The 18,741-nt window shown below is 77.0% G+C and carries 16 protein-coding genes; 6 read left to right on the forward strand and 10 right to left on the reverse strand.

Annotation, left to right across the window (positions count from 1 at the left end):
- Nucleotides 1-112 precede the first annotated feature (112 nt).
- The 3 genes from ACIRS1_RS16570 (at nt 113) to ACIRS1_RS16580 (ending at nt 3,565) form a co-directional block, all read left to right on the forward strand.
- Nucleotides 113-1,078 carry a helix-turn-helix domain-containing protein gene (locus ACIRS1_RS16570; RefSeq protein ID WP_402840104.1) on the forward strand — a complete coding sequence of 322 codons (966 nt, stop codon included), beginning with the start codon at nt 113-115 and terminating at the stop codon, nt 1,076-1,078.
- A 212-nt stretch (nt 1,079-1,290) separates the two neighbouring features.
- Nucleotides 1,291-2,343 carry an alpha/beta hydrolase gene (locus ACIRS1_RS16575; RefSeq protein ID WP_402840107.1) on the forward strand — a complete coding sequence of 351 codons (1,053 nt, stop codon included), beginning with the start codon at nt 1,291-1,293 and terminating at the stop codon, nt 2,341-2,343.
- Between the two features lie 196 nt (nt 2,344-2,539).
- A complete protein-coding gene (locus ACIRS1_RS16580) occupies nt 2,540-3,565 on the forward strand; it encodes a helix-turn-helix domain-containing protein (protein WP_402840109.1) in 1,026 nt (341 codons plus the stop codon).
- On the opposite strand, the gene ACIRS1_RS16585 is transcribed toward ACIRS1_RS16580, so the two are convergent.
- From ACIRS1_RS16585 to ACIRS1_RS16610, 6 genes are all read right to left on the reverse strand, one after another.
- Complete coding sequence (locus tag ACIRS1_RS16585; protein ID WP_387905466.1) at nt 3,562-5,847, reverse strand: ATP-binding protein; 2,286 nt, start codon at nt 5,845-5,847, stop codon at nt 3,562-3,564. The two genes, ACIRS1_RS16580 and ACIRS1_RS16585, sit on opposite strands and share 4 nt — an antisense overlap.
- Nucleotides 5,848-5,974: 127 nt before the next feature.
- Nucleotides 5,975-6,718, reverse strand: a complete 744-nt coding sequence (locus tag ACIRS1_RS16590) for a YoaK family protein (protein WP_402840112.1) — start codon at nt 6,716-6,718, stop codon at nt 5,975-5,977.
- The gene (locus tag ACIRS1_RS16595; RefSeq protein WP_360209604.1) at nt 6,699-7,223 is read right to left on the reverse strand and encodes a DoxX family protein; all 525 of its coding nucleotides are present in this window, start codon (nt 7,221-7,223) and stop codon (nt 6,699-6,701) included. Before ACIRS1_RS16595 ends, ACIRS1_RS16590 begins: the two co-directional genes overlap by 20 nt.
- A gap of 59 nt (nt 7,224-7,282) precedes the next feature.
- A complete protein-coding gene (locus ACIRS1_RS16600; RefSeq protein ID WP_360209607.1) occupies nt 7,283-7,945 on the reverse strand; it encodes a hydrolase in 663 nt (220 codons plus the stop codon).
- Between the two features lie 79 nt (nt 7,946-8,024).
- Entirely contained in the window at nt 8,025-9,902 is a 1,878-nt protein-coding gene (locus ACIRS1_RS16605) for an amidohydrolase (protein WP_402840467.1), read from the reverse strand.
- Nucleotides 9,903-10,276: 374 nt separating this feature from the next.
- Complete coding sequence (locus ACIRS1_RS16610) at nt 10,277-11,113, reverse strand: alpha/beta hydrolase (protein WP_360209610.1); 837 nt, start codon at nt 11,111-11,113, stop codon at nt 10,277-10,279.
- Between the two features lie 233 nt (nt 11,114-11,346).
- On the opposite strand from ACIRS1_RS16610, the gene ACIRS1_RS16615 reads away from it, so the two are divergent.
- Nucleotides 11,347-12,336: a hypothetical protein gene (locus ACIRS1_RS16615; protein WP_402840117.1), complete on the forward strand. Its 990-nt coding sequence runs from the start codon at nt 11,347-11,349 to the stop codon at nt 12,334-12,336.
- 45 nt (nt 12,337-12,381) lie between these two features.
- On the opposite strand, the gene ACIRS1_RS16620 is transcribed toward ACIRS1_RS16615, so the two are convergent.
- The 3 genes from ACIRS1_RS16620 to ACIRS1_RS16630 all read right to left on the reverse strand — a co-directional run bounded on the left by ACIRS1_RS16620 (nt 12,382) and on the right by ACIRS1_RS16630 (nt 15,155).
- Complete coding sequence (locus tag ACIRS1_RS16620) at nt 12,382-13,128, reverse strand: FAD:protein FMN transferase (RefSeq protein WP_402840470.1); 747 nt, start codon at nt 13,126-13,128, stop codon at nt 12,382-12,384.
- 31 nt (nt 13,129-13,159) lie between these two features.
- The gene (locus ACIRS1_RS16625; RefSeq protein WP_402840119.1) at nt 13,160-13,666 is read right to left on the reverse strand and encodes an FMN-binding protein; all 507 of its coding nucleotides are present in this window, start codon (nt 13,664-13,666) and stop codon (nt 13,160-13,162) included.
- Between the two features lie 133 nt (nt 13,667-13,799).
- The gene (locus ACIRS1_RS16630) at nt 13,800-15,155 is read right to left on the reverse strand and encodes a ferric reductase-like transmembrane domain-containing protein (RefSeq protein ID WP_402840122.1); all 1,356 of its coding nucleotides are present in this window, start codon (nt 15,153-15,155) and stop codon (nt 13,800-13,802) included.
- Nucleotides 15,156-15,384: 229 nt separating this feature from the next.
- Here ACIRS1_RS16630 and ACIRS1_RS16635 point away from each other — a divergent pair, with 229 nt between their 5' ends.
- Nucleotides 15,385-16,101, forward strand: coding sequence for a response regulator transcription factor (locus tag ACIRS1_RS16635; RefSeq protein WP_360209623.1), 717 nt, complete (start codon nt 15,385-15,387; stop codon nt 16,099-16,101).
- Nucleotides 16,098-17,597, forward strand: a complete 1,500-nt coding sequence (locus ACIRS1_RS16640) for a HAMP domain-containing sensor histidine kinase (protein WP_360209625.1) — start codon at nt 16,098-16,100, stop codon at nt 17,595-17,597. Before ACIRS1_RS16635 ends, ACIRS1_RS16640 begins: the two co-directional genes overlap by 4 nt.
- Here the strand turns inward: ACIRS1_RS16640 and ACIRS1_RS16645 are convergent.
- Nucleotides 17,569-18,594, reverse strand: a complete 1,026-nt coding sequence (locus ACIRS1_RS16645; protein ID WP_402840126.1) for a GlxA family transcriptional regulator — start codon at nt 18,592-18,594, stop codon at nt 17,569-17,571. The genes ACIRS1_RS16640 and ACIRS1_RS16645 overlap by 29 nt on opposite strands.
- Nucleotides 18,595-18,741 lie beyond the last annotated feature (147 nt).

Here is an 18,741-nt window from a genome sequence, read left to right on the forward strand (position 1 = left end):
CCGTGCCCGGCCCCGGGGCGCACCGCCGCGACGGGGCAGTCAGATGACCTAACCCGGCGTCCGACCCGCGGAGCAGGCTGGCCGCGCAGGGCTTCGGGGAAAGGGCGGCCGGGTGGGCTGGCAGGTGACGACCGCGTCGGTGGCGGACGGTGAGAAGGCGGCGTTCTGGGGCGAGGCGGTGTCACGGACGGTGGTGCCGGTGGAGGTGGTCCCGCTCGCCGCGCGGCCGTTCGACGGCCGCCTGGCGTCGCACCGGCTCGGGTACGTCCGGGTCTCCACGCTGGAGGCGGACGCGGCGCGGGTGTCCCGGACCGCCGGCCTGATCGCCCGGTCGCGGACCGAACCGCAGGTGGGCGTCGGGGTGCAGGTGTCCGGGCGGGCCGCGCTGGAACAGGACGGCCGACGGGCCGAGGTGGCCGGGGGCGGGCTGGTGCTGTACGACACCGCGCGGCCCTACTCGCTCGACTATCCGGAACGCTTCCGCACCCACCTGTTCCACCTGCCGCGCCGGCTGCTGGGGGTGTCGGAGGGGGAGCTGCGGCAGGTGGCGGGCACGGCCGTCACGCCCGGCGAGGGGTGCGGCTCCGTCCTGCTGCCCTTCCTGGGCACGCTGGCGGCGTCCGCCCACTCCTACCCAGCGCCGATCGGCGACCGGCTGGCCGGCAGCGTGGCGGACCTGCTCAGCACGCTCGTCGGGCAGCTGACCGGCCGGGCGGTGGAGGAGCCGGAAGCCCCGAACGACCACCTGGTCCGCCGGATCCGCGCGCACATCGACCGCCACCTGCAGGACCCGGGGCTGTCGCCGGAGAGCGTCGCGGGCGCCCACCACATCTCGGTGCGCTACCTGCACCGGCTCTTCGAGGGCGAGGGGCTGACGGTGAGCCGGTTCGTCCAGCGGCGCCGGCTGGAGGCCTGTGCCGAGGAGCTGGCCCGCCGCGGGCGCACCGCGCCGACCGTCTCCTCCGTGGCCCAGCGCTGGGGCTTCGTCAACCCGGCGCACTTCAGCCGGGCCTTCCGCGCCGCCTACGGGGTGTCGCCGCGCGAGTGGCGGGCGACCGGGGGCGGCACGGCCGGCTGACCGGTCGCACGCCGACGGCCGCTCCCCGGTCCTGCCCCGGCGGGAAATCCGTGCGCGGACAGACCAGGCGGGGCGGCCCGCCCGCAGTACGGTCGAGCGGCGCGTCGGCGGCGGGGGCCGCGGGCCGACGCCCCGCCCGGTGCGCACCGGGCTCCGGCCGTGGCGCCCGTCGGGCGCGGCGGCGTCCATCCGTCCACGCCAGGAGATCAGCGTTGTCCGACACCACCACCCCCTCGCACGGCGGCCGACCGGTGCTCGACCGGGCGCTCCAGGAGTTCCTGGACGCCCGGGCCGGGAGCCCGGCGGCGGAGCTCCCGGACCTCGGCTTCCTGGCCGCGGAGGACGGCCCGGCCCCGACGCCCGGTCCGACGGCGGGGCCGGCGTCATGGCCGGCGGGGCCGGCCGGGCGGCTGCCGGGGGACGGCGGAGCGGACGACCCGTACGGCACCACCACCCGCTGGTTCGAGCTGCCCTGCGGGCCGACCGGGCGGGTGCGCGTCCAGGTCACCAGACCGGCCGGCACCGTCGAACCGAGCCCGGTGGTGCTCCTCCTGCCCGGCCTCGGCTGGGCGCTCGGGGACGCCGCCTCCTACCGCCGGCTGATCACCGAGTTCGCCCTGGGCGCCGACGCCGCGGTGGTCTACGTCGACTACGCCGCCGCCCCGCTCGCCCGCTACCCGGTGGCCGTCGAGCAGTGCCACGCCGTCGTCCGCTGGATCCACGCGCACGGCGACCTGCTCGGCCTGGACGGGCGGCGGATCGCCGCGGTGGGGGACTCGGCCGGCGCCAACCTGGTGGCGGCGCTGACCCTGCTCGCCCGCCGGCACGGCGACGCCCCGCTGCTGCACCAGGTGCTGGTCTGCCCGGTGACCGACGCCGACCTGGACACCCCGTCCTACCACCGCTACGCGACGGGCTACTTCCTGCACCGCGACCACATGCGCCGCTTCTGGGAGGCCTACGTCCCGGAGCCGGAGCGGCGGCTGGAGCCCACCGCCGCCCCGCTGCGGGCCGGGCTGGACCAGCTCGCCGGGCTGCCCCCGGCGCTGGTGCTCACCGCCGAGGCCGACGTCCTGCGGGACGAGGGGGAGGCGTACGCGGCCAGGCTGCGCGCGGCGGGCGTCCCGGTGGTGGCGACCCGCTACCAGGGCGCGGTGCACGGCTTCCTGCTGCTCGCCGGCCACTGCCCCACCGGGACGGCCCGCGCGGCGCTGATCCAGGCCGTCGACACGGTGCACGTCGCCCTGCACCGGCACTCCTGGTGACGACCCGCCGGGCCGGCGGGGGCGTTCCGGTCCGGGCGGCGGGCGAAGTTCCTCCTGTTGTTCCTCCTGGTCCGGGGCGCCGCGGCGGGGTGTGATGGAGGAGCCGGCGGGCGCGGTCCCCGCGCCCGCCGCCCTCCCCGCCCGTGCCGCCGGACCGGCTGGTCCGACGTGCCCGACAGCCGTCGTAGGAGCGTTGATGACTGTCGTCCTCGACACCGCCCCGATCCCGCCCGCCGAACGCGCCGAGTACTGGCACGAGGCGGTCTCCCGCACCTTCATCCCGCTGGACGTGTCCCTGCTCGAGGCCGAGCCCGCGGCCGCGACCATCACCAGCCGGCGGCTGGGCGCACTGCAGGTCTCCCGGGTGCGGGGCGGCCCGCAGCGGGTGGTGCGCAGCGCCGGCCTGATCGCCCGGGGCGGTGAGGACCACATCACGCTGGCCCTGCAGCGCCGCGGCCGGGCCCGGCTGCTCCAGAACGACCGCCAGGTGCCGCTGGACCCGGGCACCTTCGCGATCTCCGACGCCGGCCGGCCGTTCGTCAAGGAGCTCCCGGAGCACTTCGAGTTCACCGCCTTCCACTGGCCGAGGACGGCGGTCGGCGTCTCCGACGAGGACCTGCGGGTGCTCACCGCGACGGCCTTCGACGGCTCCGCCGGCACCGCCGGGCTGGTGGCCGCCTACCTGGAACGGCTGGCCCGCTCGGCCGGGGAGCTGGAGCCGGCGGTGGCCGGCCGGCTCGCCACCACGGCGCTGGACCTGCTGGCCGTGCTGGCCCAGGAACGCCGCGGCCGGTCGGCCCCGCCGGCCCCGGAGGCGGCGCTGGCCACCCTGGCGCGGATCAAGGACCACATCCTGCGCCACCTGGGGGACCGTGACCTCGGGCCGGAGCGGATCGCGGCCGCCCACCACGTGTCGGTGCGCTACCTGCACAAGCTCTTCCGCTTCGAGGGCGTCACGGTGGTCCGCTGGATCCAGCGCCAGCGGCTCGACATGTGCCGGCGCGACCTGGCCCGCCCGGCCGCGGGGCGGCCCACCGTGGCGGCGGTCGCGGGCCGCTGGGGGTTCGTCAGCGCCAGTCACTTCAGCCGGGCGTTCCGGGCCGCCTACGGCGTCTCGCCGAGCGAGTGGTCGGCGAGTACGGCGGCGGAACCCGCCCTGCGGGCCGGGCTGCCCCGCCCGGTGGCCGGGCCCGGCGCGCCCACCCGCCGGGACGGCGCTTAGGGACGGTCGGTCCAGTCGGCGAGCAGGGCCGTGGCCTCGGCCTGCCGGACGGTGTCGCCGGCGGTGTCCGCGGCCGCCCGGGCCTCGCGCGCCGCGGCGACCGCGCGGTCCCGCTCGCCGAGGGCGTCCAGGGCCCGGGCCTGCCCGACCGCGGCGATGCCGGTCAGCATCGGGACGCCGACGCGGTCGCTCACCCGGCGGGCCTGCGTGAAGGCGGCCTCGGCCTCGGCCGGTCGGTCGAGGCCGAGCAGCGCCCGCCCCTTGCCGATCAGCGCGTTGGCCGTGGTGAAGTCGACGATGTGGGCCGCGCCCGGTGCGGTGGCGGGGTCGGCCAGCAGCCCGAGGATGGTGTCGGCGGTGGCCAGCGAGTCCGCCTCCGCGCCCTGCCGGTGCTGGGCGGCGGAGAGCGCCATCAGCGCCTGCGGGTGGCCCTCGCGGTCGCCGGCCGCGGCGAACAGCTCGGCGGAGTGCCGGGCCCGCCGGACCGCGGTGTCGAGGTCCCCGAGCCGGTTGGCGGCGCTGGCCGCGTAGAAGCGCGCCCAGGCCTGCTGGACGGTGTCCCCCGCCCGGTCGGCGAGGTCCGCGGCCTGTCCGGCGGTGGCGAGCGCCTCGCGGGGGCGGCCCAGGCAGGAGAGTTGCGCCCAGGCGAGGTAGTTGGTGTGGGTCGCCTCCGCCGCGGTGTCGCCGAGCGCGCGGGCGGCGGTGCGGGAGAGGCCGAACACCTCGGGCCAGTGCCCCCAGTACGTCCAGCGGTCGGAGAACCAGTGCATGGACTCGGCGGTCCGCACCACCTCGGGGTGCCGGCCCTCCACCGCGGCCCGCCGCAGTGCGGCGAGCCAGTTGGCGCTCTCCGCCTCCAGCCACAGCTGGGCGGCCCGCGGCGTGGCGAAGGCGCTGCCGGGCCGGGGGCCGTCGGGCTGGAAGCACTGGCCCGCGGCGGCGGCGGTGTCGAGCAGCCAGCGGTGCAGGGCGGTGTCGGCGGCCAGGCGCTCCTGCGCGCCCTCCTCCTCGTCGAGCCGCTCGCGCGCGTAGAGGCGGAGGAGGTCGTGGAACAGCATCCGGTCGCCGGCGGTGGTGCCGAGCAGGCCGAGTTCGAGCAGTTCGTCCAGCATCTCCTCCACCGGGCCGGGGCGCAGACCGGTGAGCACGGCGCCGGCGGCGGCGTCGAAGTCCGGGCCGGGGACGAGGGCCAGGCGGCGGAACAGACGGCGCTCGGGCTCCCCGAGCTGCTCGTAGGAGAGCCGGAAGGCGGAGCGGATCCGCAGGTCGCCGGCGGCGAGGCGGTGGAGCCGCAGGTCCTCGTCGTCGAGGCGGTCGGCGAGGTCGCGGGCGTCCCAGGCGGGCCGGCTGAGCAGCCGGTTGCCGGCGATGCGCAGGGCCAGCGGCAGGTGTCCGCACAGGTCGGCGACCCGGGCCAGGGCGGCGGGGTCGGCCGGGTGGCCGCCGCCGGCCGGCCGGTCGTCCCGGGCCGGGTGGTCGTCGCGTTGGGCGAGGATCGCGCCGAGCAGGGTGGTGGCGGACTCGGCGGGCAGCGGCTCCAGGACGAGGCGCCGGGCGTGTTCGATGCCGGTGAGCGAGCGGCGGCTGGTGACCCAGACGGTGCCCCGGCCGGGCCCGGGCAGCAGGGCGCGCAGCTGGCCCTCGTGCGCGGCGTTGTCCAGGACGACGAGGGCGTCCCGCTCCCGCAGCAGGCCGCGGTAGAGCGTCTGGCGTTCGGCGGTGTCGACCGGGAGGTCGCGTTCGCGCACCCCCAGGGCCCGGAGCAGGCTCGCCAGGGCGTCGTGCGGGGGGACCGGGTCGGTGTCCAGTCCGCGCAGGTCGAGGAAGAGGCAGCCGTCGGCGAAGCGCTCGCCGAGGGCTCGGCCGGCGTGCAGGACGAGTGCGGTCTTGCCGAGGCCGGGGGCGCCGGAGACGATCGACACCCGGTGCGCCCGGGGGTCGGTGGTGGTCCGGGCGAGCCAGTCGGTCTCGGTCGCGCGGCCGGTGAAGTCGGGTACGGCGGGCGGGAGTTCGCAGGGCCGGGCGGTGACGGCCGGCTGCCGCCGGCGGCCGGAGCGGGCGGCGGCGAGCAGGGCCGCGGCGTCGTCCGGGGGGAGGCCGAGGGCGGTGGCGAGGGCGTCGACGGTGCGGGGCTGGGGGCCCCGGCTGTGGCCGCGTTCCATGTCGCCGATGGCTCGCGCGCTGACGCCGGAGCGCTCCGAGAGCTCCTCCAGGGTCAGCGTGGCGGCGTGCCGGTGGGCGCGCAGCAGCGGCCCCAGGGCCTGCGGCGCCTGCTGGTCCATGAACCCCCCAACTGTTGAAAGATCATCATACAGAGGGGTATGGGCGGTTGTGCCGCCGCGGCGGCGACGGGGGCACACCGCTGAAGGACCGCCGGACGGCGGCCCTTCAGCGGTCCCGACCCGCGGCTCAGGCCACCGGCGGCGCCCACGGGGCGTCGGGGTCCGAGACCCGGTGGGCCGTCACGGCGGTGGCCAGCAGCAGCGCCGAGGCGAGCCCGAGGGCCGCCACCAGCAGCCCGTGCAGGACGAGGACCCCGCCCGCGACGCCGCCGAGCATCATCGCCAGCGCGGAGAGGATCCGCCGGCCCGGGCGGGGCGCACCGCCCCCGGCCGGAGCCGAGTCGGCGGCGAGCCCGGTCAGCGTCAGGGTGAGCACCGTGGTCGTCAGGTCGGGCACGCCCAGCCGCCGGGCCACCGCGTTCTGCAGCCCCATGCCCAGCCCCAGCAGCACGATCAGTGCGTACCCGGCGCCGCCGGACGCGGTGGCCCCCGCACCGGAGACGGCCGCCGTGGCGGTGGCGGCGGCGGTCAGGACGGCCTGGACGGCGGCGGCCCGGGCCAGCAGGCGCCCGCGGTGCGCCGCCAGCCGGGTGCCGAGCCGGCCGCCGGTGAGCGCACCGGTCAGGAACGCCGCCAGCGAGACCAGCGAGGCCGGGACGGACAGCCCGGAGGCCCCCGCCAGGGCGAACCCCAGGAAGACCACGTTGCCCGTCATGTTCGCCACGAAGACGTGCCCGAGGCCGAGGTAGCTCACCGCGTCGACCAGGCCGGTGGCCACCGTCAGCAGCAGCATCAGCGGCGGCAGCGGGCCGTGCCGGTCCGCCCGGGGCGGCCGCACCGTCCGCAGCGCGTCAGCCAGCAGGGCGCGCACCGGCGGCCGCCTCCTCCCCGGTCGGGGGGCGGTGCAGCACCGCCCGGGTCAGCAGGCCGCTGGCGAGGCCGAGGGCGACGGCCAGGGCGGGCAGCCAGAGCGGCCACCCGGGCAGGCCGAGCGCGTGGTCGGCGGACCACCGGCCCGGGCCGGTGAGCGCCAGCGAGCCCGTGACCACGACCAGCACCAGCGGGTACTCGTAGCCGTCGTCCTGCACCCAGAGCCCGTTCGGGCGTTTGACGGTGATCGCCACCGTCATCACGCCGATGGCGACCATGGCCGCCAGGGGCGTGAGCGCCCCCAGGGCCAGGAACAGGCCCGAGCCGATCTGGCCGGCCCCCGCGGCGAGCGCGGTGAGCGGGCCGCCGAGGAAGCCGTCGTGCCGGAACTCCTCCGTCCCGCCCGCCAGGCCGTGGCCGCCGAGGCGGTGGCTCACCTTCTGTACCCCGTGCCCGGCGATGAGCAGGCCCACCACCAGCCGGAGGACCAGCAGTCCGGTATCCATCGTGTCCGCTTCCTGTTCCTGTCCCTGGTTCCTGATCGGGTGTCGCGCGCCGGCGGGGCTCAGCCCGCCGCGTGCGCCCCGATGACGGTCTGCGCGTAGACGACGCCCAGGCCGTACGCGCCGGCGTGCTCCTTGACGACCTCCATGACGGCGCCGTACGTCTCCGCCCGGGCCCAGTCGCGCTGCAGCTCCAGCAGCACCTGCACCCAGGTCACCGGGACGGCGCCGCCCTGCGTCATGCGCTGCACGGCGTGCTCGTGGGCCTGCGGGGAGACGCCGCCCGAGGCGTCGGTGACGACGTACACCTCGTAGCCCTGGGCGAGCATGGAGAGCACCGGCAGCACCAGGCAGACCTCGGTCCACAGGCCGGCGATGACGACCTTCCCGCGGCCGGTGGCCTTGACGGCGTCGACGACGGCCCGGTCCTCCCAGGCGTTCATCGAGGTGCGGTCGAGGACCTCCGCGTCGGGGAACACGGCGGCCAGCTGCGGCAGCAGCGGGCCGGAGAAGGACTCGGCGGCGACGGTGGTCAGCACCACCGGCACGTCGAAGGCCCTGGCGGCCTTGGCGAGGCCGACCGTGGCGTTGATGATCGCGGTCCGGTCGCCGCTGCCGGTGCCGAAGAACATCTGCGGCTGGTGGTCCACGAAGAGGACCACGGCGTTGTCGGGGGTCAGCAGGTCCGGGCTCGGGGTGGCGCTGACCTGGTTCGCGTCGAACATGAGGTTTCCCTTCGGTCGGGCCTCCACGCCGGTGGGGTGGAGGAGGTCGGGGTGGGGCGGTCCGGGGAGCCGGACGGCGTCAGAGCAGGAAGCAGGGGTCGAACGGCTGGGCGTGCTCCGTCAGGTCGCCGCGGTCCGCGCGCCACCGGCGCTGCAGTTCCGACTCGGCGACGACCTGTCCGAGCAGCTCCGCCTGGCGGGCGCCCGCGCCGCCGGTGCCCGGGTGGTGGGCCTGGTAGCCGCCGAAGCGGGCGACCGGGCTCCAGGCGGGGCTGACCGGCGGGAGCTCCTCCGCCATGCCCTCGTACTCGGCGGCGGCGTGGACGATCCGGCCGCCGACGACGGTCAGCACGGACTCGATGTGCGGGATGTCCGGCTCGGGGACGGTGAAGTAGTCCGCGGAGAGCACCGCGAGGTCGGCGTAGCAGCCCTCCCGGAGCACGCCCTTGACGTCCTGCTCGCCGGTCAGTTCGGCGCCGGCCCTGGTGTACAGGGCGAGCGCGGTCGCACGGTCCACCCGGTTCCGCGGCGGGCGCGTCGGCTGCCCGCCGACGGTGCGCCCGGAGACCAGCCAGTGCAGGGCAACCCAGGGGTTGTAGGAGGACACCCGGGTGGCGTCCGTCCCGGCGGCCACGGTCAGGCCACGCTCCAGCATGGCCCGCAGCGGCGGGGCCCCGGCGGCGGCGTCGGCGCCGTACCGGCGGGCGAACGCCCCGCCCTGGAAGGACAGCCGGTTCTGCACGGAGAGCGAGCCGCCGAGCGCCGCGATGCGGTCGAGGCTGTCCGGGGAGACGGTCTCGGCGTGGTCGAAGAGCCACCGGTTGCCGGCGGGGAAGAGCCCCTCCGCGGCGAGCCGTTCGAACACCGCGAGGTCGCGCCGGATCGTCTCGTCGTAGGTGGCGTGCAGCCGGAAGCCCCAGCCGTGCTCCATGAGCAGGCGGACGGCCTTCTCGAACTCGGCCTCGTAGGAGCCGAGTTCGGGCCGCGGCTCGGCGAAGTTCTCGAAGTCCGCGGCGGCCCAGGTGAGGTTCTCGCCGGCCCCGTTCAGCCGCAGCCAGGCGTCGCCCTCGCCGGGGCGCACGGTCGCGACCCAGCGGGCCAGGTCGTCGAGCTCCTGGCCGGGGGTCTGCGGGAACAGGTGGTAGGCGATGCGCAGCGACAGCAGGCCGTCCCGGGCCAGTTCGGTCACCGTGCCGTAGTTCTCGGGGAAGTTCTGGAAGCCCCCGGCCGCGTCGATCGCCGAGGTCAGCCCGAACCGGTTCAGCTCGCGCAGGAAGTGCCGGGTGGAGGTGCGGCGGTCCTCGCCCTCCAGGGCCGGGGCCTTGGCCAGGGTGGAGTAGAGGACGAGCGCGCTCGGCGCCGCCAGCAGCACGCCGTTGGGCTCGCCGCCCCGGCCGCGGACGATCTGGCCGCCCCTGGGGTCCGGCGTGTCACGGGTGTACCCGACGGCCCGCAGCGCCGCGCGGTTGAGGATCGCCGACTGGTAGAGGTGCAGCACGAACACCGGGGTGTCCGGCGCGGCCTCGTTCAGTTCGGCGGGCGTGGGAAGCCGCTTCTCGGCGAACTGCTCGGCCGACCAGCCGCCGACGACCCGCACCCACTGGCCCGCGGGCGTGCGGGCGGCCTGCTCGCGGAGCATCGCCAGGGCCAGGCGCAGCGAGGGCACGCCGTCCCAGCGCAGTTCCAGGACGTAGTTGAGGCCGCCCCGGATCACGTGCAGGTGGGCGTCGTTGAGGCCGGGCACCACCCGGCGGCCCAGCGCGTCCACCACGACGGTGGACGGCCCGACCACGGCGGCGACGTCGGCGTCCTCGCCCACGACGGTGATCAGCCCGTCGCGGACGGCCAGGGCGCCGGCCTGCGGGCGGCGGGCGTCCCCGGTGTGGATCCGCGCGTTGCGGACGACGATGTCCGCGGCGGCCTCGACGGCGCGCGGGACCAGCCCGCCGACCGGCATTGCAGGCACCTCGACTACCTCCTGTGGTGGCTCCGGACCGCCGGCCCGGGCGCGGGCGGCGGTGGTGGCGGCCGGACGGGCCGGGATGTACGGGGGCGGCCCGCCCGACCGCCTGACACGACGTTAAGTCGGCTGCACACAACGGAGTTGGCGCTCAGTGCACCGCCCCCGTCCCCGGAGCGCACCGGTCCCGGCCGGGGTGCGCGGGCCGGCCCGCGGGAGCCCCGGGAACGCGACGGAGCCCCGCACCGGGCGTCCTCGGGGGGACGTCCGGTACGGGGCTCGGGGCTCGGCCGGTCGGGGTGCGGCGGGGGCGGTCGGCGGGCCCGCCCGTGCGGTGACGGGGCCGTGGGGGAGTCACCCCGCCGCGGCGGTCACTTCGCCAGGAAGGCCAGCAGCGCCGCGTTGACCTCCTCGGCGTGGGTCCAGAGCAGGCCGTGCGGCGCGCCCTCGATCTCCACGTACTCGGCGGAGGGGAGCGCCCGGTGGAACGGGCGGCCGGTGTTCTCGACCGGCAGGATGCGGTCGCCGGTGCCGTGCAGGATCAGGGCGGGCACGTCGACGCGCGGGATGTCCGCCCGGAAGTCGGTGTACCAGGTCGAGGGCGCGGCCGAGGCCGCGAAGGAGCCGCCGCTCGCCGCGGTGTTCCAGCTGTTGCGGACGGCCTCCTCGCTGATCCGGCTGCCGAGGTTCTCGTCGAGGTTGAAGAAGTCCTGGAAGAAGTCGCGGTAGTAGGCGTAGCGGTCGGCCTTCACCGCCGCGACGACGCCGTCGAAGAACTCCTTCGGGGCGGCGCCGTCCGGGTTGTCGTCGGTCTTGAGCAGGCAGGGCTCCAGGGAGGCCAGGAAGGCGACCTTGGCGATCCGGTCCGAGCCGTGGGCGGACACGTACCGGGCGACCTCGCCGGTGCCCATCGAGAAGCCGACCAGCACGGCGTCCCGCAGGTCCAGCGTCTCCAGCACGGTGTGCAGGTCGGCGGCGAAGGTGTCGTAGTCGTAGCCGGTGGTCGGCTGGGAGGACCGCCCGAACCCGCGGCGGTCGTAGGTGACGACCCGGTACCCGGCGTCGAGCAGGGCGGCGCTCTGCCGCTCCCAGGAGTGCCCGTCGAGGGGGAAGCCGTGGATGAGGACGACCGGCTGCCCGGAGCCGTGGTCCTCGTAGTAGAGCTCGATGGCGGCGGTGTTCTCTTGGCCGACGGTGATGAACGGCATGGTGCGTGCTCCCTCGGGGACGGGGTGGGGTGGTGACGCGCTCCACGCTAGGAGCGGGTGGGCCGGGCGGTTTGCCCCTGAGGGAACGGCCTGTGCTCCCGGAGCGCCGTGCCGCCGGGGCCGCCCGGCGCTCCGTCGGCCGGCGTCGGAAACGGGTGTCGCCCGGGGCGCCGGGACTCCAGAATGGGAGTCGGCTTCGAGGCGGGGGGACCTCTGTGGAGTGGTGGTTGGGGATGGGCGGGGCACTGCTGCTCGGGGTGGTGACCAACCTGGTCTACGACTTCGCCAAGTACGGGGGCTCGCGGGTGCCGCTGGCCCGGGTGCGGCGGGCGAGCCTGACACCGGGGGCGCGGGCGCACGACCCGGAGGCCGACGGGCTGGTGCCGCTGATCACCTGGTCGGCGACGCGGCCGCTGTCGCCCGCGACGCTGGTGACGGACTACGGCGGCCGGGTGGAGCGCCCGCACGCGCTGTCCACCCCAGCCTGGCGGGACGAGGTGGCCCGGCAGCGCGCCGCCGGGGCGGCCGGGCGGACGGCGTACGTCTCGCGGCTGACGGTCGATCACGGCGAGCACAGTCGGGCCCGGGTGTGCGAGGTGCGGATCGCGGAGAGCGACTACGCGGAGTGCATGGCCACGACCCGGCTCGGCCGGGAGGACGCGGACTCGGCGCGGCGGGTGCGGGAGGCCCTGGAGCTCGGCCTGACCGGGTTCGTGGCCGTCGCCCCGCCGACCATGGTCAGCGCCTGCGTCGCGGTGCGGGACCGCGCGGGCCGGTTGCTGCTGCTGCGGCGCTCGCTGGCGGTGAACACCTTCCCTGCGCAGTGGACGGTCGGCATCAACGAGACGATGAAGTACCGGGACGAGCCCGGTGCGGCGGAGGACTTCTACGGCCTGGTGCACCGCGGGCTGGAGGAGGAGCTGGGGCTGCGCCCGGAGGACGTCGGGCCGCCGGTGATCAGCTGGCTGGGCTGGAGCGCGCCGGCGTCCTGCTTCACCCTGGTCGCCACCGTCCGCTCCGGGCTCGACGCCGCCGAGATCGACCTGCGCCGCGAGGCCTGCCACAGCACCTTCGAGCACGACATGGCGGCCTGGGTGCCGTTCACCCGCAAGGCCGTGTCGGCGCTGGTGGAGGGCGGCGAGTGCCCGGACGGCTCGCGGCGGTGGTCCTACCTGGCGCCGCTGGTCGCCCGGGAGGCCTGGCGGGCCGCGTCGGTCCGCTGAGCGCGGCCGCGGCCGGGTTCCTCCTCGAACGCCTGCCCGGGCGGCTCAGACCGGCCGGAAGTCGGCGGGGCCGACGGCCGGGAGGTGCCGGGGCAGGCCGGGCGTCCAGCGCTTGGTGCCGTCGGGCAGTACGGCCAGGGCTTCGACGCCGGGGCGTCGCCCGGCCCAGGCGAGGGCGCGGTCGGGGCCCATCGCGAACGCGGCGGTGGCCCAGGCGTCGACGCGGGCGATGCCGGTGCCGGGGGAGCCGACCAGGGTCAGCGAGGCGAGGCCGGTCGCGGGGCGGCCGGTGTGCGGGTCGAGGACGTGCGCGCCGCGTTCGGCGGTGCCGGAGGTGGCCACGGCCAGGCCGTCCCCGGCCAGGACGGCGGCGAGCCGGCCGGTGCGCAGCGGGTGGGCGACGCCGATCCGCCAGGGCCCGCCGGCCGTCTGCACGTCCCCGCCGCCGCTGACGCAGTACTGCCGGGCCCCGGCGTCGCCCAGCATCCCGGCGGCCTCCTCGACGGCCCGGCCCTTGACCCAGCCGCTCGGGTCGAGCCGGCCGCCGGGGCGTTCGGTGAAGTAGCCGTCGGTCTCGTCGGCGACCTCGCGGCAGGATGCCAGGGCGGCGCGGACCTCGGGGTCGCAGTCGTCGACGCCGAGCTCGCCCCGGTCGAGGCGGCTGATCTGGCTGTCCGTCCGGTAGGGCGAGAAGACCGCGTCGATCCGGTGCAGTCGCCGGGCGATCCGGCGCAGCACGTCGGCGGTGTCCGGGCCCGGGTCGCGGACGGCGAAGGAGAAGACGGTGCCCATGACGGGCTCGGCGTGGCGGAGCACGGCGGCCTCACCGCCCGGCGCGGTCGAGCGCGCTCTGCAGGGAGCGGACGTAGCCGTCGCTGGTGAAGGTGGCGCCGCTGACCACGTCGACGTGCGCGCTCTGGGCGGCCAGCGCCTCCTGGTTGAGCAGCGGCAGCGCGGAGCCGTTGATCTCCCGGTCGCGGCGGTCCTCGGTGGGGTACTCGACCACGTCGACGGCGGTGATCCTGCTCCCGCTGAGGGTGACCGCGACCTGGACCGGCCCGTAGCGGGTGTTCACGGCGTCGCCGGTGACCTTCCGGACGGTGCCCGCGCCGTCCGTCCCGCCGGCCCCGGTGGGGGAGGCGGACGGGGCCGGGGTGGCGTCGGAGGCCCCGGCGGCGGACCCGGCCGAGCCGGACGCGGAGCCGTCGGAGCCGGCGGCCCCGCCCGAGCTGATCACCGGGGCGGGCCCGGCGGCGCCGTGCGGTTTGAGGGAGAGCAGCAGGACCACTCCGGCGGCGGTGGCGGCGGTGCTGACGACGGCTCGGCGCATGGGCGGGCCTCCTCGGGGTTCGGTGGTTCGGCGGTTCAGTGGTTCGCCGGGACGACGACGGGCGGGACGCGACGGCCGGGACGGCGACGGGCAGGGCGGCGGCGTGGCCGGGCGGGGCCGGTGGGGGCCGGGCTCAGAGGGCGAAGGACTCGTGGTGGATCCGCCCCGCCCGCACCCCGGCGGCCCGCAGCGCCCGCACCGCCTCCCCGGTCAGCGCCTCCGGCCCGCACAGGTAGACCTCGTGCTCGGCGAGGTCGGGGACGAGCCGGGCGAGCGCGGCGCCCAGGTCGCCGACCCGCTCCCGCGGGCCGACCAGTTCGTGCACCGTGCCGCCGCGCCGCCGGGCGACCTGCGCCAGCTCCGCCCGGAACAGCAGGTCCTGCGGCCGGGCGGCCCGCTGGACGAGGGTGAGCTCCCCCGGCAGCGTCTCGAACAGCGCCCGCAGCGGGGTGATGCCCACCCCCGCCCCGAACAGCAGCACCCGCTCGCGCCGCTGCAGCCGCCCGGTGAACGCCCCGTACGGGCCCTCGGCGCGCACCGGGGTGCCGGGGCGCAGCGCGGCCACCGCGGCGCTGTGCCCGCCGAGGTCCTTGACGGTGAAGCGCAGGAAGTCCGGGTGCGGCGGTGCGGACAGCGAGTACGGGTTGGCGGCCCAGCGCAGCCCGGGCGCCTGGAACTGCAGCCGGAAGAACTGGCCGGGCTCGGCCCGCAGGAGGTCCAGCCGCCGCCCGGTGACGAAGAGCGACACCACGCCGGGGCCCTCCGGCCGGACCTCGGCCACCCGCAGCCGGTGGCGGCGGTCGAGCAGCCACGGTCCGGCCAGCCGGTACCAGCCGATCAGGGCGGCGGTGCCGAGGTAGAGGGCGTACCAGGCGGCGCGGGCCGGGCCGTCGCCGAGGTCGGCCCCGGTGGCCAGCTGGTGGCCGAAGGCCAGGGCGACGGCGAGATAGGTCGCCAGGTGCAGGTAGTACCAGGTCTCGTAGGAGAGCCGGCGGCGGGCGGCGCGGGCGGACACCGCGCCGGTGCCCAGCATCAGCAGGGTGGCCAGGGCGGCCTTGAGCATCTCGGGGAAGTGGAGGACGATCTCCACGCCCTCGGCGAGCGGGCCGCGCCCGTCGGTCAGCGCGTAGCCCCAGACGACGGACAGCACGTGCGCGGACACCGCGGCCACCAGCCAGCGACCGCCGAAGGCGTGCCAGCGGGCCAGCCGGTCGGCGCCGACCCCGCGTTCCAGCGGCGGCAGTCGGGCCATCAGCAGGAGCAGCACCGGGGCGGCGTAGCCGGCGAGCAGGCCGGTGATCCGACCCGCTCCGGTCAGCCACCCGGCCGGGCCGGCCACCACCGGGGTGTCGGACCACCAGAGCGCGAGGACGCCGAGCGCGCCGGCGGCGACCAGCGCGAGCACCAGGCGGGGCGGGGCGGCCACGGGTGGGCGGCGCGCCGCCCGGTGGGCCGGGCCGGCGGGTCGCGGTGGTGCTGCGGTGGCCATCGGGGATCACTCCTTCCGTCCCGGCGGCGAGCACCGCCGGGGCGCACCACGATCCCACCGCAACCTCTGAGCCGCCTCTGAACCGGGGCCGCTCCCGGCGGCCGCCCGGGCCGCGTTCCCGCAGCTCGGAGCCGGTGCGACCGGGTGCCCACCGGGCCCCGCGGTCTCAGGACTTTCTCATCGCGGGCGGTCAGGATGAACGCCGCCGACCGCGTACCGAGGGAGCACCGTGGACGACACCGCCGAGCGGCAGGAGTGGAGGGTCCTCGTTGTCGACGACGAGCCGGACCTGGTCGAGGTGGTCTGCGGCGCCGTCCGCTACGAGGGCTGGCAGGCGCGCGGCGCGACCACCGGCGGGGCGGCCGTGCGCGCCGCGGCGCTCTGGCGCCCGCACGCCGTGGTCCTGGACATGATGCTGCCCGACCTCGACGGCATGGAGGTGCTGCGCCGGCTGCACGCCGAGCGGCCCGAGGTGCGCGTGCTCTTCCTGACCGCCCGGGACGCCGTCGAGGACCGGATCGCCGGGATCGCGGCGGGCGGCGACGACTACGTGACCAAGCCGTTCAGCCTGGCCGAGGTGGTCGTGCGGCTGCGCGGGCTGCTGCGCCGCGCGGCCCCGCCGGGTGCGGCCGGCCCGCCGCCCGCGCACGCCCTGGTGCTCGGCGACCTGGTGCTCGACGAGCGGGCCCGCGAGGTCACCCGCGGCGGGGAGGCGGTCGACCTCAGCCCGACCGAGTACGCGCTGCTCGTCCACCTGATGCGCCACCCCCGCCAGGTGCTGAGCAAGGCGCAGATCCTGGACGCCGTCTGGTCCTACGACTTCGGCGGGCAGGCGCACGTCGTCGAGCTGTACATCAGCTACCTGCGCAAGAAGCTGGACGCCGGCCGGCCCCCGATGATCCACACCGTGCGCGGCGCCGGGTACCTGATCAAGGCCGCGCCGTGAGCGGCGGGCCCGCCGGTCGCCGGCGCCGCGGTCTGCGCCGCCGCGCCGCCCGGCTGGTGCCGCGGACGCTGCGGGCCCGGCTGATCGCCGGCCTGCTGGTGCTGCTGGTGGTGACCTGCGCGGCGGTGGGCCTGGCCACCACGGCCGCTCTGCGGCACTTCCTGGTGGACCGGCTGGACCAGCAGCTCACCGACTCGGGCGGTCGCTACGCCGCCAGCCTCGAACACGCCGGCCAGGGCGGAGGCGGCACCGACACCCGGGCGCAGACCCCGGGCACCCTGGGCGTGCGGCTGCTGGACGGCCGGGTCACCGCGGCCGGCGTCGTCGACGGCGACGCCGACGACGCGGACGGCCTGGGCGACGACGACAGGGTGGCGCTCTCGCCCGCCGAGCAGCGGGCGCTGGCCGCGCTCCCGGTCGGCGGGTCGGCGGGCACCGTCGACCTGGGCGGGGCGCAGGGGCGCTACCGGGTCCGCGCGGTCGCCGGCCGGGACGGCGACGTGCTGGTCAGCGGGTTGCCGCTGCGCCCGGCGGAGGACACCGTGGACCGGCTGGCGACCCTGGAGCTGACGGTCTTCGCGCTCGCCGTGGCCGGGGCGGGCGCCGCCGGAGCGGTCTGGGTGCGGTGGTCGCTGCGCCCGCTGGACCGGGTGGTGGGCACCGCCGAACGGGTCGCCGGGCTTCCGCTGGCCAGCGGCGCCGTCACCCTGGCCGAGCGGGTGCCGGACGACGACCCGCGCACCGAGGTCGGCCGGGTCGGCACGGCGCTCAACCGGATGCTCGGGCACGTGGGGGACGCCCTGGCCAGCCGGCACGCGGTGGAGGAGCGGCTGCGGGCCTTCGCCGCCGACGCCAGCCACGAGCTGCGCACCCCGGTGGCGGCGGTCCGCGGGCACGCCGAGCTCGCGCTGCGCCACCCCGGTGCGGTGCCGGGGCCGGTGCGGCACTCGCTGGAGCGGATCGACGCCGAGGCGGTGCGGATGGGCGCGATCGTCGAGGACCTGCTGCTGCTCGCGCGCCTGGACGCGGGCCGGCCGCTGGCCGATGCCGAGGTCGACCTCACCCGGGTGGCGCTGAACGCGCTGGCGGACGCGCGGGCGGCCGGGCCGGGGCACCGCTGGCGGCTGGCGCTGCCGGCGGAGCCGGTGCTGGTGCGCGGGGACGAGCACCGGCTGAGCCAGGTGGTGGTCAACCTGCTGGCGAACGCCCGGGCCCACACCCCGGCCGGGACGGGGGTCGAGCTGAGCCTGGAGCGCGCCGGGGCCGAGGTGCGGCTGGCGGTCGTCGACGACGGGCCGGGGATCGCCCCCGAGCTGGCGGAGCGGATGTTCGAGCGTTTCGTCCGGGGCGACCGGGCCCGCTCGCGGTCGACCGGCTCGACCGGGCTGGGCCTGTCGATCGTGCGCGCGGTGGTCCGGGCGCACGGCGGCACGGTGGACGCGGCCAGCGGCCCGGGGCGCACCGCGTTCACCGTGCGGCTGCCGGCCCCTCCGTAGCGGCTCCGGTGCGGAAGCGCCGGCGGTACTCGGTCGGGGTGGTGTCCAGGCGCCGGCGGAAGGCGCGGACCAGGGTGTCGGTGGTGCCGAACCCGCAGTCGGTGGCGATCCGGTCGAGCGTGGCGTCGGTGGACTCGAGGTGCCGGCGGGCGAGTTCGAGCCGGGCGGACTCCACGTAGGCGCTCGGTGTGGTGCCGAGTTCGGTCTTGAAGATCCTCGTCAGCTGCCGTTCGCCGATGTGCGCGTGGGCGGCGAGGTCGGGCACGGTGAGCCGGCCGGGCAGGTTGCGCAGGATGTGGTGGCGCAGCTCCTCGACCCGCCGGGTGGTGGACACCGGCTCCAGCGGGACGCTGAACTGGCTCTGCCCGCCGGGGCGCTTGAGGTACATCACGAGCTGGCGGGCGACCCGCAGTGCGAGGGCCTCGCCGAAGTCGTCGGCGACCAGGGCGAGGGCGAGGTCGAGGCAGGCGCTGATGCCGGCGCCGGTCCAGACCTCGCCCTCGCGGATGAAGATCGGATCGGCGTCCACCTCGATCTGCGGGTACTCGGCGGCGAGCCGCGCGGCCGTCGACCAGTGGGTGGTGGCGCGCCGGCCGTCGAGGAGCCCCGCGGCGGCGAGGATGTGCGCGCCGACGCACACCGAGGCGACCCGGCGCGAGCACCCGGCGAGCGTGCGCACCCGGTCCACCACGGCCGGGTCGGTGAGCGGGTGGACCCGGCGCAGTTCGTCGACCTCGACCGACCCGGGCACCAGCAGGGTGTCGATGGGGCCCGCGGCGGCGGCCTCGTCGAAGGTGAGGTCGGGCAGGATCCGCACGCCCGCGGCGGTGGTCACCGGGGCCGTGGTCTCGGCGGCGAGGACGACGCGGTAGCCCGTCGCGTCGTCGGTCTCCCGCCGGACCAGCGAGAACACCTCCGGCGGTCCGGTGACGTCGAGCAGGTCGACGCCCTCGAAGAGGACGACGACGATCAGTCGTTGCTGCGTCACGGTGGTCATCTCCGGTCCTGCCCCGGCCGGTTCGGCCGCTCACGCGCGATGTCGGAATCTGCATGGTAGGCGACATTGCCGACACCGGAGGGCCGGCCGTAGCGTTCCGGTGCGGGCCACCGCAGCCGTGGCCGCCCATCCTCCAGACACCCGAAC

The sequence above is a fragment of the Kitasatospora sp. NPDC101176 genome, from assembly GCF_044768035.1.
In the GTDB taxonomy this organism is placed as follows: domain Bacteria; phylum Actinomycetota; class Actinomycetes; order Streptomycetales; family Streptomycetaceae; genus Kitasatospora.

Excerpts from the sequence above, each read along its gene's own strand:
- ACIRS1_RS16610 (WP_360209610.1), bottom strand. The coding sequence starts at position 11,113 with ATGCCGTTCATCACCGTCGGCCAAGAGAACACCGCCGCCATCGAGCTC.
- ACIRS1_RS16600 (WP_360209607.1), bottom strand. The coding sequence starts at position 7,945 with ATGTTCGACGCGAACCAGGTCAGCGCCACCCCGAGCCCGGACCTGCTG.
- ACIRS1_RS16615 (WP_402840117.1), top strand. The coding sequence starts at position 11,347 with ATGGGCGGGGCACTGCTGCTCGGGGTGGTGACCAACCTGGTCTACGAC.
- ACIRS1_RS16630 (WP_402840122.1), bottom strand. The coding sequence starts at position 15,155 with ATGGCCACCGCAGCACCACCGCGACCCGCCGGCCCGGCCCACCGGGCG.
- ACIRS1_RS16645 (WP_402840126.1), bottom strand. The coding sequence starts at position 18,594 with ATGACCACCGTGACGCAGCAACGACTGATCGTCGTCGTCCTCTTCGAG.
- ACIRS1_RS16620 (WP_402840470.1), bottom strand. The coding sequence starts at position 13,128 with ATGGGCACCGTCTTCTCCTTCGCCGTCCGCGACCCGGGCCCGGACACC.
- ACIRS1_RS16605 (WP_402840467.1), bottom strand. The coding sequence starts at position 9,902 with ATGCCGGTCGGCGGGCTGGTCCCGCGCGCCGTCGAGGCCGCCGCGGAC.
- ACIRS1_RS16585 (WP_387905466.1), bottom strand. The coding sequence starts at position 5,847 with ATGGACCAGCAGGCGCCGCAGGCCCTGGGGCCGCTGCTGCGCGCCCAC.
- ACIRS1_RS16580 (WP_402840109.1), top strand. The coding sequence starts at position 2,540 with ATGACTGTCGTCCTCGACACCGCCCCGATCCCGCCCGCCGAACGCGCC.
- ACIRS1_RS16625 (WP_402840119.1), bottom strand. The coding sequence starts at position 13,666 with ATGCGCCGAGCCGTCGTCAGCACCGCCGCCACCGCCGCCGGAGTGGTC.
- ACIRS1_RS16595 (WP_360209604.1), bottom strand. The coding sequence starts at position 7,223 with ATGGATACCGGACTGCTGGTCCTCCGGCTGGTGGTGGGCCTGCTCATC.